This window comes from Maribacter sp. 1_MG-2023 (assembly GCF_030547005.1).
Lineage (GTDB): Bacteria > Bacteroidota > Bacteroidia > Flavobacteriales > Flavobacteriaceae > Maribacter.
This window is the reverse complement of the sequence record NZ_JAUOPN010000015.1, coordinates 79,805-92,405: the sequence shown is the minus strand read 5'-3', so window position 1 is coordinate 92,405 and position 12,601 is coordinate 79,805. Positions and strand designations below refer to the sequence as shown.

At 34.4% G+C, this 12,601-nt stretch carries 9 protein-coding genes; 1 reads left to right on the top strand and 8 read right to left on the bottom strand.

Annotated elements, in window-relative coordinates:
- From Q4500_RS15565 to Q4500_RS15545, 5 genes are all read right to left on the bottom strand, one after another.
- A partial coding sequence (locus tag Q4500_RS15565) for an efflux RND transporter permease subunit (RefSeq protein WP_303600520.1) occupies positions 1 to 2,778 on the bottom strand: 2,778 nt, incomplete at its 3' end.
- Positions 2,778 to 3,908, bottom strand: coding sequence for an efflux RND transporter periplasmic adaptor subunit (locus Q4500_RS15560; RefSeq protein ID WP_303600519.1), 1,131 nt, complete (start codon positions 3,906 to 3,908; stop codon positions 2,778 to 2,780). The genes Q4500_RS15565 and Q4500_RS15560, both read right to left, overlap by 1 nt.
- A gap of 427 nt (positions 3,909 to 4,335) precedes the next feature.
- Positions 4,336 to 5,220 (bottom strand): hypothetical protein, encoded by an 885-nt coding sequence (locus tag Q4500_RS15555; RefSeq protein ID WP_303600518.1) that lies wholly within the window; start codon positions 5,218 to 5,220, stop codon positions 4,336 to 4,338.
- 212 nt (positions 5,221 to 5,432) lie between these two features.
- Positions 5,433 to 6,308: a hypothetical protein gene (locus Q4500_RS15550; RefSeq protein ID WP_303600517.1), complete on the bottom strand. Its 876-nt coding sequence runs from the start codon at positions 6,306 to 6,308 to the stop codon at positions 5,433 to 5,435.
- Between the two features lie 157 nt (positions 6,309 to 6,465).
- Complete coding sequence (locus Q4500_RS15545) at positions 6,466 to 8,379, bottom strand: ABC-F family ATP-binding cassette domain-containing protein (protein ID WP_303600516.1); 1,914 nt, start codon at positions 8,377 to 8,379, stop codon at positions 6,466 to 6,468.
- 139 nt (positions 8,380 to 8,518) lie between these two features.
- Here Q4500_RS15545 and Q4500_RS15540 point away from each other — a divergent pair, with 139 nt between their 5' ends.
- The gene (locus Q4500_RS15540; protein WP_303600515.1) at positions 8,519 to 8,908 is read left to right on the top strand and encodes a DUF983 domain-containing protein; all 390 of its coding nucleotides are present in this window, start codon (positions 8,519 to 8,521) and stop codon (positions 8,906 to 8,908) included.
- Here Q4500_RS15540 and Q4500_RS15535 read toward each other — a convergent pair.
- The 3 genes from Q4500_RS15535 to gldM all read right to left on the bottom strand — a co-directional run bounded on the left by Q4500_RS15535 (position 8,905) and on the right by gldM (position 12,559).
- Positions 8,905 to 9,948, bottom strand: coding sequence for an FAD-binding oxidoreductase (locus Q4500_RS15535; protein ID WP_303600514.1), 1,044 nt, complete (start codon positions 9,946 to 9,948; stop codon positions 8,905 to 8,907). The genes Q4500_RS15540 and Q4500_RS15535 overlap by 4 nt on opposite strands.
- 99 nt (positions 9,949 to 10,047) lie before the next feature.
- A complete protein-coding gene (gene gldN / locus Q4500_RS15530; protein WP_282050620.1) occupies positions 10,048 to 10,935 on the bottom strand; it encodes a gliding motility protein GldN in 888 nt (295 codons plus the stop codon).
- A 64-nt stretch (positions 10,936 to 10,999) separates the two neighbouring features.
- On the bottom strand, positions 11,000 to 12,559 hold the full coding sequence (gene gldM / locus Q4500_RS15525) for a gliding motility protein GldM (protein ID WP_303600513.1): 1,560 nt from the start codon (positions 12,557 to 12,559) through the stop codon (positions 11,000 to 11,002).
- Positions 12,560 to 12,601 lie beyond the last annotated feature (42 nt).

Genomic DNA, 12,601 nt, shown 5'->3' with positions numbered 1-12,601 from the left:
TATTGGAAAATCGTGGATCCAGTGTCCCCATGCAACTGCCGTAAAACTAAATGGCACTAACAATAGTAGCATTAATGGCTGACTGAAACTTCTAAATGTAAATGCAATGGTGATATAGATTAACAATATTACCGTGAAACCCACCAACTTTAAAGAGCCTGTTAATTTCTCTAATTCTCTATTTTGACCTTCATATGATGCGCTTACCGTTGGATATTTTGACTGTATCTCTGGCATGTGTACATTCTGAATTTCGGTCATGATTTCTGTCGGGCTATCCTTTACATCTTTCATATCGGCAGAAACTTGAATTTCTCGCCTACCTTCTAAACGGTTGATAGCTACATCGCCACGTTCAATAGTATAATCTGCAATCTCACTTAACGGAACTCGATCACCTGACGGAGTAACGATACGCATATCATCTAAATTGGATATTGACGATCGCTCATCTCTATCATAACGTACCCAAACTCTAATCTCATCTTGAGAACGCTGAAAACGTTGTGCTTGCACACCAAAGAAACCCGCACGAACTTGAGTCATTAATGCTTGAAGATCTAATCCTAATAAATAGGCATTCTCTTTTAAAGTCAATCGAATCTCTTTGATACCAGCTGGGTCATTATCTGCAATATCCTTTAACCTTGGATTCTTGGTCAAAATTCCTTTCAACTCCGCCTTTGCTGCTTTAAGTTGCTCGATATTATTACCTAGTAAGGAAACCGATACCGGTGAGCCACCAAAATTACCACCAGAACCATAAATAAGACTTTCTACACCCACAACCGGACCAACTAGTTCTTCTAACCTACTGGTAACCATATCGGCAGAAATTTCGTTTGGTCTTTCTTCACCTGGTAACAAGTTAATCGTCAAAACTGCTGAAGATGAACCCGGACCCAATCTTTTGATTACATTTTCAAAAACCTCTTTATCTGAACCTACTATGTATTGTTCTGTCAATTCTTTATTGACAATCATGGCTTTTTCTTCTATTAATGAGATTATAGAATCTGTAATTTTTTCATTAGTACCATTTGGCATCTCTAATTCTATACCCACTCTATCACTCGCAATTCTTGGAAAGAACGCCGTTCTTATAATACCACCACCAACTGACCCTAATGTCAAAATAAAGGCAGATGCAAATACAGCGAACATGAATATTTTATGATTCATTGAGAAACGTAATACCGGAGTATATAATTTATCACGCATCCATACCATTAATCGGTCACCAAATTCATTGATTACCCTAAGCTTTGCAAATGCATTTGCTAATCCACTTTTCGGCTTGTTATCTATTGGTTGTAATGCTTTTGAATGTGCTAAGTGAGCAGGTAAAATAACCAAGGCCTCTACTAACGACACCACTAATGTCAAGATTACAATAACCGATACTTCACCAAAAAACTCACCAATTCTACTATCAAGGAACAAGAATATAGAGAAAGCTAGAATCGTTGTAATAATCGCAGAAATAATAGGAGGCAATACCTCCATAGTACCATCTACAGCAGCTTGAACTGGAGATTTACCCTTTTCATAATGCTGATAGATATTTTCGGCAATAACAATACCATCATCTACCAAAATACCGATAACGATAATCATACCGAACAATGAAAGTACATTGATGGTAACATCGAAGAAGCCCGCAAAAACGAACATTCCTAAAAACGCAACAGGTAAACCAAAGGCTACCCAAAAAGCTAATCTAGTATTCAAGAACAGAGATAGAAATATTAATACCAACACCATACCCATTATAGCATTCTCTGTTAGTAACTGTGTTCTTTGGTTTAACGTTGTAGATTGATCAGAAACGACATCTAACTTAATATTGTTATACTTTTCGTTAAACTCAACTACGTATTCATTTACCTGATCTGCAGCTGCTATTAAATCTTCATTATTAGTACTCGTTATAGTTGTACTTACAGACAGGTTACCGTTAAAAAATGTTGCATTAGGACTTTCTGCAAAACGGTCTCTGACAACAGCTATATCTTTTAAACGAATTACATTACCAGATTGATCAGCGCGAACTACGAGATTACCTAATTCACTACCGTAATACGACCGGTTATTAGCACGTATTAAGTATTCTTCGGCATCTGTTTTAATATTACCACCTGTTACCAGTATGTTAGCATTCGCAACCGAACTAGCTACTTCTGAAAACGACAGACCATATGCTAAAAGATCATTTTCATTGACGGCAATCTCAATTTCTTCATTAGGGAACCCAGATATTGATATTTGAGAAATACCATCCATCGCCCTAAGGTCATTTTCAATGTCTCTACCAACACTTTTTAATGTTGCTAACGGAATGTCTTTACCACTAATAGCAAAAGAAATGGTTTGACGAACACTTTCTAACTTAGAAACAATTAAAGGCTCCATACCTGTTGGGAAAGTAGGTACTCTATCTACCGCATTCTTTACTTCTAAAAGCATGAAATCGATATTCTCTCCTTTTTCGATCTCTACATTAATTGTACCACTGTTCTCTCTAGATGTAGAGGTTACACGATCAACACCTTCAAGTCCTTTTAAGTTATCTTCAATTTTAAGAACAATACCTTCCTCTACCTCTTGTGGCGATGCACCTGGATACGTAATTGTAATGGCAATATTCTTAGAATCCGTCAACGGAAAGAAAGAAGACTTCAAGGCCTTGGCACCAACAATCCCGAACAAGGCAAAAGATATTACAACTACGTTAACGGCAACATGATACCGAATAAAATATTCTATCAGTTTACGCATTATTCTTTAGTATTTTCTGGTTGTTCAGCATAAATTTTCACAGCCATACCTGTAAATGCACCACTAATTGGTTTAGAGACTATTGTAATGCCATCGGGTACATTTTTAAGTACAACACTCTTATCTGAAAAATAAACAGGATTAACATCGATCTTATCAAGTACCGAGTCTCGTACAATAAATATCTTATTACCTTCCAACAATAACCCTCTATCTACCTGAATAGCATTTTCCTCTTTTTTGGCATCTAAATCTGCCTCTAGGTACATGCCTTCTCTCAAATTCTTATCATCAACTTCTATATACGCATTTACCGTTTGCGTCAGCTGATCAATACTACCACTTATTCTGGTAACCTTACCCTTATATGTACTATTATCATCTAAATTGGTAAGCTCTACAGACTCACCTACTTTTAATAGATCTGTATAGCGTTTACTAATAGCAACTTCAAGTTCGTATATTTCGGTGTTAATGAATTCTCCTAATTTCTGACCTGATCTAACTAAAGTCCCTTCGGTTACCAAAGTCTCGGTAAGAACACCTGAGAACGGAGCCACTATACGATACTTAGATAAACGTTGCTCCAAATTTTTCACATTATAAAAACTAGTTAAAATACCTCTACCTGATATAAAAAACTTTTCTTTCTCCGTAGCCATTTCCGGAAGTGGCGGAGTGGTTTTTGACATATCGAAGCTTGAAAGATAATCTTGCCACTTAGAATAGATATTTGGATAGTCTAATCGTAAATCGGGCATTACTGCCGTTAACTGATTAAAAAGATTACTCTTTGCAGATTGCACGCTTGCTGCATATTCATTTGCATCGATACTTATAATGGTCTCGCCTTTACGAAAAGCCTGTCCTACTTTAAATAGCTTACTTCCTTTTTTAAATACACCCTGCACCTCAGCATATAACTCTACACGTTGCTTCGCGGTCAGATTACCATTTGCAGATACTACAATTGGTACGGTACCGTTTTTTACTACCTCTGTAAAAACAGTTTTCACTACTTTCTCAGATTTTGGCTTGAAAGTTTTCTTACTATCAATAATAGCTCCTGCTAGAAAAAAGGATACTACAATTAGTAAAATACCTAGAACGGTAAAAATAATTTTTCGCATTTTATTATAATTTATAAGCGTATTTCAAAAAACACAGGGTCAAAAATACTTTTTAATATCGGTTAGATTTTTACGAATGAAATGAAACGACCAAATTTCGAAGTGAAACGACTTTGACACTATTTCAGCTCAATTCTTAAATATCTTTCCAGAACTTTATTTCCATAAAATATCAATACTAACGTCTTAAATTCAGCTCTTCATGTCTTTAAACAATCAAAGTATTGTTAAAATTGAACTGCAATTTTAATAGACTTTAACTTGAAACTTTTGGAAATCAATTAATCAACGGCGAAACTACGAAAAAACACTTCTGGCAATGAAAGACTTAATGGTTAAAGTAATCATAAAACTATCTTTAAATAAGATTTTCAAAAACAAAAAAAGGGATGCGAAAGCATCCCTTTTTGTTTATATTTCAACTTCTTTAGTTTCGTTTTACATCTTCGTATTTCGTGTCTACGATTCGTGTTCTACTGGCTTCTGTTGCACCAAATTTCATATTTAAAAACTCATCATCACTATCGAAAACTGCTAATTTTGAACTTTGCATTCTTAAAAGCGAATTTAAAGATCTAAAATCGTTACCCTGTAACTGTACAAACTCTAAATTACTTAAAGTTGCCATACCCATTGGCAAATCACCTTCGAACTGATTATATGATAGAATCAATTCTTTTAAATTTACCAAGCGCCCTAAATCTACTTCTATAGCACCCGCAAGTTTATTACCAAAAAGCTCTAACCTTTCTAACTTACTTAATTTTTCAATTGACTTCGGTAGACTTCCTTCTAAATAGTTACTTGAAAGATTTAAAGATTTTAAATTCGATAGCTCTCCGATACCATTAGGAATTGTGCCTTGCAATAAATTATTGAACATTGACAGCTCTTCTAATTGCTTCATTTTTGAATAATCTTGAGGTAAATTACCTGTAAGTTTATTCATCTCTAAACGCATAGATGTCAAATTTTCTAATTGAAATATATCATCTGGCAAATTACCTTCGATAACGTTAAACGCAAGATTCAATGTTTGTAAATGAGATAGCGCTGAAATACCCTCAGGAATAGCTCCTGTAAGATTATTACGATATAGCTTTAATGCTGTGACATGACCATCAGTAACCTCTACACCGTACCAAGTTGATGGGTCTGCTTCTACATCCCATTTATTTTGCCATTGATCACCAATGGTACTTTTATTAAAATTTAATAGGTATTCTTTTTCGCTTTTAGGTATTTGTGCATTGACCACAAAACTGCAAGTCAGCACAAAAATTAAGCAGGCATTGGTTAGAACATTTTTCATACTGAAAAAATTATATTATTTGGGGGAACTTCACTCATACCATTTACGCTATAAGACTGCTATTCAACAGAACTAGTGTAAAAAGTACTTTTATTATAACGCGCAAAAAATAAATTTATGATACATAACTAGCAATAATGCTAAAAAACAAGAAAGAGATGCTGTTCAACATCTCTTTCTTTCACCAAACTAACTAAAAGTGTAAACTACTCTTACTCTTCTATATCTTCGAACTTCGTATCTGCCATTCTGGTTTTACTGAAGTTGACATCTTTAAACTCTAATTTTCTATCATCTTTATCATAGTCAAAAACCAAATACTCTTTCGTTTCTAAAAACTCTAAAGCTTTGAAAGAACTGAAATTATTATTCTGAATTTGAAATACTTCTAAACTTGCCAAATCAGCAAACTCATTAGGTATATCACCTACAAATCTATTATTTGCCAAAACCAATTCTTTTAACTTGCTTAGTTTACCCATATCTCTAGGTATAGCTCCTTCTAATCTATTTTCAAATAGACCTAAAGTTTCTAATTGAGATAATGCACCTAATGAACTTGGTATGTCACCATAAAGCTCATTACTTGAAAGGTTCAATACTTTTAAACCTGTAAGGTTACCTACCGTAGCTGGAATTTTACCTGTAAAAAAATTATTGAAAGCTGAAAGCTCTTCTAATTGTATTAAACTACCAATACCTTCTGGCAATTCACCATTAAGCCTATTCATCTCTAATTTTAAAACTTTCAAATTAGATAAGTTTGCTATTTCTGCAGGTAAAGAACCCGTTAATGAATTGAATGCAAGATTCAAAACCTTAAGGCTTTGTAAATTTCCTATTTGAGGAGATATTGGGCCCATAAGGTTATTATGGAACAAATTAATTTCTACTACTTTATCATTTTCTACCGTAACACCGTGCCATTGAGAAACCGGAGTCTTTAAATCCCATTTTTTTACCCAATGAGTACCATTGGCGGTCTCATAAATATCAATTAACGCTTTCTTCTCCTTTTTAGATACTTCGGCAAAACAAACAGCTGTCAGAAATAATAGACTGAAACTTAAATAGTATAATTTTTTCATAAGATGGTGGTTTGATAAATTCTTTAACTAAGAATTCTCCTACAAATTTGAACTAATAACGTCGAAAACTGAAATATTATCGTTGATTGACCCCTCTTTGTTGTGAAAGCAAGGGAAAATGTTGTGAAACCTCTAAAAACGTATGTGAGATATTATCTTACTTATCTAGCTCGTCAATATCAATTGTAAGAATTTCCCAGTTCTGCATCAGTGTTTCCAATTTTTTCTTTTTCGCTTGGTAGCCTTCGAAAAAATCAGGCTTGGCAATAGTGGTATCGTAGTCTACCAACAGGTTATGGTCGATATCTTTAATCTCTTTTTCGAGACTACCTATTTTACTTTCTACAGAACTCAATTGATTTTTTAAGCTTTTTAGCTTTTTTTGATCTTGAAAAGAATTAGATGCTTTAGGTTTAGCCTTTTCGACAACAACAGCCTGCTTTTTCTCAATAGCTCTAAAGTTCTCAACCTTACGTTGCTCTAGATAAAAATCTACGTCACCTAAATACTCTCTAATTTTTTGATCTTTGAATTCGTATACCTTGTTAGTTAGCCCTTGTAAAAAGTCTCTATCGTGAGAAACCAATATTAAAGTACCTTCAAAGTTTAAGCATGCCTGCTTAAGTACATTCTTCGATTTAATATCTAAGTGGTTTGTAGGTTCATCCATCACCAGTACATTAAAAGGTTGTAATAACATTTTTGCCAAAGCTAAACGATTACGCTCACCACCTGATAATACTTTTACATACTTATCTACTTCATCGCCTCTAAATAAGAACGATCCTAATATATCTCTTACCTTACTTCTATTCTTTTCGTTTGCTGCATCGATCATGGTATCTAAAATGGTCTTATTACCATCAAGATACTCCGCCTGGTTCTGAGCAAAATATCCTATTTGCACATTATGACCCAGCTTTAGGTGTCCGTCATGTTTAAGCTCACCTACAATGATTTTTGCCAGAGTAGATTTACCTTGCCCGTTCTGACCAACGAAGGCAGTTTTACTATCACGCTCAATAAGCAAGTTGATATCGTTCAATACTAAATTATCATCATAAGCCTTTGAAAGGTTTTCTATCTCTACAACAACTTTACCGGGAGTAACAGAAATAGGAAAGCGAAGACTCATTACACTATTATCATCTTCATCGACCTCTATACGCTCTATTTTGTCTAATTTCTTAATTAAAGATTGCGCCATTGAAGCTTTGGTCGATTTTGCCCTAAACTTTTCAATTAATCTTTCTGCTTGCTGAATTTCTTTTTCTTGGTTCTTTTGAGCGTTTACCTGTTGTTGCTTTATCTCATTTCTCAATACCAGATATTCGGTATATGGTTTATTATAATCGTAAATACGACCTAATGAAATTTCAATAGTTCTGTTGGTAACATTATCTAAAAACATTTTATCGTGAGATACAATAACCACCGCACCGGTATAGTTGTTCAAAAATTGCTCAAACCATATAATAGATTCAATATCTAAATGGTTTGTAGGCTCATCTAATAACAAGACATCATTAGTTTGCAATAATAATTTAGCAAGCTCTATACGCATACGCCACCCACCAGAGAAAGTTTCGGTCTTTTTATCAAAATCTTCTCTTCTAAAGCCTAAACCTTGTAGTATTTTTTCTGTCTCGCCCTGATAATTATAGCCACCTAAAATTTCATAGTGGTGGGTAATATCACTTAGATCTACAATTAATTGACTGTATATATCAGATTCGTAATCCGTTCGTTCTGCTAATTGATGATTAATCTCATCTAATTTCAGCTCTAAAGCTTTTATCTCTTCAAAAGCCTGGTATGCCTCTTCTAAAACTGATCGACCTTCTACAAAATCTATATCTTGTCTAAGAAAACCAATTTTAATATCTTTTTCTATTGCAATAACACCGGTATCTAAAGCCATATCCTTGTTAAGCAATTTCAACAAGGTTGATTTACCTGCGCCGTTTTTACCTACTAGCCCTGCTCTATTTCCTCCATTTAAGCGAAATGATATTTCTTCAAATAAATATTCTCCTCCAAAAGAGACCGATAGGTTGTGAACGTTTAACATAAATTCTAATTATTCTAGTTTTTCTCAAAAGTAAGATTGATTTTACCCTGGTTACTTTTAAGTTAAATTTTTCTTTTCAATGATACATATCAAGCATAAAAAATACCTCAAAATCGTACCTTAGTGTAAAGTTTTGCAAATGTTAAAAAAAGGAAACAAACTCTACAGTATTTTAACAGGAAGTTGCCCTAGATGTCATGAAGAAAGTATGTATTTGGATAAAAACCCATACCATATGACTAAAATCTTTAAAATGCATGAAAAATGTAGCCATTGTGACTTAAAATATAAAATAGAACCTTCGTTCTTTTATGGGGCTATGTATGTGAGTTATGGAGTAGGTATTGCATTTGCCGTAGCAGCGTTTGTTATCGCAAATCTTTTTCTTGGCGCAAGCTTAATAGAAGCGTTTATTGCTATAATTATTACCCTTATTGTATTTATGCCAGTAATAATGAGAGTATCTCGTAACATATGGATCAATATATTCATCAAGTACGATGCTAAGGCTACCCTTAAAAAATCTTAATTCGTAGCAAAACGGGCTATATTCATTTCTTCCAATAAAGGAATTTGATATTCTATGTACTCGTAAAGCGATTTAGCCGCCCAAGGCGCAATGGTTATGCCATGAGAACCAAAACCGTTCAATAGCCATAAGTTGTTATATTTTGCATGCTTACCCACCAATGGTCTTCTATCTTTTACCGTAGGGCGCATACCTGCCTCATGGTCAACTATCTCATAAGAGCTATCTAAAAGGGTGTCGAGCTTAATTACTAGCTCATTTTTAGCTTCTAGAGTGGATAAATTGTCTTTTTGACCTCTATTATATGTAGCACCTACTTTATACAAATCATCGCCAAGGGGAATTAAAAATATGGATGATTTAATTATTTGAGTTTCTTTTAACTCTTTAGCCCTTATAACAATGTATTCGCCCTTTGATCCTTGCATTGGTAAATGGTTGAAATACGGATTCTGCATCATACCATAACCTTCTGTAAAGACTACATTCTTTGCTTTTACATCTTGGTAACTTACAGCTTCTTGATGAATTTGAAGTTGACTATAATCAAACGTTTCTGCATACAATCTGTTTTCTTGCTCTAACCAGTTTGCATAGCTATTGAAAAGTAACTTAGTATCTAACTTACCCGTTTCTAAAACTTTTCCAAATTGATGCAGTGCTTTGAGCGATGTATTCTCATTATTCACCAATTTAGAATCTAAGTACGGCTTCAGTTTTTCTTTATCAGCAGCTTCAAACCAAAGATTTTGCTCTTCTATAGACGCGAATTTTCGTAAAATATTGAGCTTTTTATCAAACTTAACATTTAAAAATTGCTCTAATTGCGTATAAAAATCAGTTGCTATAGGCAGTTGCTCATCTGCGCGCCAAGAAAGGGTAAATCGCTTTAAAATAACAGGATTATACAACCCACCAGCCACACGAGAAGATGTTTGCGATTGATCATTAAAAACAACGAAAGTCTTATTGTTTTTACGCAAGGTTTCGCAAAATGCAGTGCCCGCCAATCCTAGTCCTACCACTATAAAATCTACCATGGCGCAAATGTAATGACAATTGCACAAAACATGATATAAAAACAAAAGACCCGATCTTTCGATCGGGTCTTTATTATGTGAATTGGATTTTCAGTAAGCTTAGTAAGCCCACATGTCTTGTTCCTTATCTCTAATTGTTTCTTTAATTCGTTTTGCTTCCAATAATTGGAACAAAGCATTATCAGAAATGTAATCATCTACTTTTCTATCGCCTTGTACGTTATCTTCTTTATAAATAACGGCATCGAATCTTCTTGCATTTAACAACATATCAAATGAGATAGGCTGAGCTGAATTCTGTGAGTTGAAAACTTTAGCTTCGTGCAACATTTCACGAGCATCTGGATACCATACCCAAAAAAGCTCTACCATATCTGGATTGTCATCATCCATAAAGTTTACATCTGGCGCTACTGGAGCAATACCTAAAAGACGGTATTTTAATTCTCCCTGTCTCTTATCAAAATACCATATTCCTTTAACGTGGTATTCTTCAATATCACCTGCAGAAATAGTTCTACGAGTAATATATTCTTCAGAAACAGCTTCCCCTGCATTCATTTGCTCATACCCATAATCTAGAGTATCAACCATTTGCAAGGCATCTTTTAAATCGCCAAAAGTTCTTTTTTGTGTAAAATAAGAATCTGTATAAGTTTCTAATTTTCCACTTTTTAAATTTTTAACTAGAACGTGGTATAAAGACCTTCTATCTGGGCCAATATCCATAGTATCTGTTGGATAATATAATGGGAAATTAACTCTCTCATCTAAATCTATGGATTCCCATAAAGTTTTAGACCAAAGGATATCCCTATCATCTACATAACCATATTCTAATGGAGCATCGTTATCGACAGCTTTCTGTGCTTCTGTACGAATACCAACCTCATCTGGTTTCTTTGCATTCAATACATTTGCTTGGGCCATCATTGATAAAGGTAACATTGTTACCGCTCCCATTACTAAAACATTTTTCCAATTCATGTTTGCTTCACTTTAAAATTAACCGGGCAAGACCAATAGGCTTACCCGGTATCATTCTATTTATTTAGTTTGTAATCTCCACAACTACTGGAGATACTTTCTTCAACTTGTAACTCTTATTGTTTGTGATATAAGCTTCGATATCAAATATTTGAACGATATCTCCTCTTTTAGCACGTGATAAAGCTTGTTTAGCCTTAGCATTCATTTTGTTTCCTCTTACTGAAACAGTTGGTTGACCTGGTACTTTGAATTTAAATCCGCTTACTGCAAGATTCAAATCAAAATCGAAATCTTCTAAGCCAGCACCTACAGTAGCGATCTCAACATTCCTTTTTGGAAGTTTAATACTACCTGTTTGCTTACTTACAGAACCTTCTGGTCTTGGAATATCTTTAATTCTGAATTCAGATTTAGAAGATACAGACTGACCATCTGGTAAAGTACCTGAAGCTGTAATAGTAACGTTTCTTCCAGTACCTGGAGTCATTACATACTTACTACCACTTACAGACTTAAGACCTGGAGCAGATGCTCTTACCTTATTATTTGGTATACCTGGTATAGAGATAGACATTGGGTTAGCAACACCTCTATATACAACATTCATTTTATCAGCAGCAATTAAAGCAGCATTAGGCTTAGATATTGTTGCGAAAGAATTTTTAACCTCAACAGGAATTTCTTCACCGTCTTGCTTAAAGTAGATAGTACCTTTTACTTCATGATCACCAGCAGAACCAGAACCAATCAGCATTTTAACACCACCAGCTTCTAATTTATAATCAGAACCTTCAGTTAATTTTCTACCATCTAAAGTTAACTCAGCTTTTATCGGTGTAGAAGAGTTATCAGTTTTGCTGATAATGATCTTACCATCATACTTTTCACCTGAATAGTATGCAGATTTAGTAGACAAAAGCGATGTTGCAAAGTTCTTTAAAGAAACTTGGTTAGACAACTCACCTGCTAACATAGATTTTAAAGCTGCTTCTTCAGTTATTTTAACGTCAGCTTGCAACTGAGTTAATTTTGCTAAAGATGCTACTAAAGGATATCCTTCATAGTGATAATTGATCCAATCTTGCTTGGTACCGTCTCTTTTTTCAACTTTACCATTCTCATCTCCTGTTTGGAAACGATCGATAACAGATTGCTTTAAGGCTGCAGGCACTATCGCCGCAACTTGATCTCTATAACCTGTTAGGTTGCTCATGAATTTTTTACCATCTTCTGATAAAGTTTCACCTTGGAATAATTTCTGATCTAAGTAATCAGCCATATCCATACGAGCATAATCTTTAGGATCTTCGATCCCTTCCATCATACCTGTTTTAAGTCCTTCTAAGTAATCATAATACTCTTGAGACATTGCTTTAATCTCCTGAGCATTCTTGTATAACTTATCGTACTTTGCAGCATCTTCAGATGCTTTAGTTCCAAGACTTTCCAAGAACGCATCGTTACTTGCGGTTGTCTTTTGATTTGAAGTCTCTAGCTTTTCATTCATTATACCGAATGCGGCTAATACTTCTTTACTCATGTTTAATGCCAGCATTGCGATGAAGATCAAATACATTAAGTTGACCATCTTCTGACGTGGTGAATTTTTTCCTCCTGCCATGGATTTTTAATTTAGATTTTTATTAATAATTGATTCGGGTTG

Excerpts from the sequence above, each read along its gene's own strand:
- Q4500_RS15560 (WP_303600519.1), bottom strand. The coding sequence starts at position 3,908 with ATGCGAAAAATTATTTTTACCGTTCTAGGTATTTTACTAATTGTAGTA.
- Q4500_RS15555 (WP_303600518.1), bottom strand. The coding sequence starts at position 5,220 with ATGAAAAATGTTCTAACCAATGCCTGCTTAATTTTTGTGCTGACTTGC.
- Q4500_RS15550 (WP_303600517.1), bottom strand. The coding sequence starts at position 6,308 with ATGAAAAAATTATACTATTTAAGTTTCAGTCTATTATTTCTGACAGCT.
- Q4500_RS15545 (WP_303600516.1), bottom strand. The coding sequence starts at position 8,379 with ATGTTAAACGTTCACAACCTATCGGTCTCTTTTGGAGGAGAATATTTA.
- Q4500_RS15540 (WP_303600515.1), top strand. The coding sequence starts at position 8,519 with ATGTTAAAAAAAGGAAACAAACTCTACAGTATTTTAACAGGAAGTTGC.
- Q4500_RS15535 (WP_303600514.1), bottom strand. The coding sequence starts at position 9,948 with ATGGTAGATTTTATAGTGGTAGGACTAGGATTGGCGGGCACTGCATTT.
- gldN (WP_282050620.1), bottom strand. The coding sequence starts at position 10,935 with ATGAATTGGAAAAATGTTTTAGTAATGGGAGCGGTAACAATGTTACCT.
- gldM (WP_303600513.1), bottom strand. The coding sequence starts at position 12,559 with ATGGCAGGAGGAAAAAATTCACCACGTCAGAAGATGGTCAACTTAATG.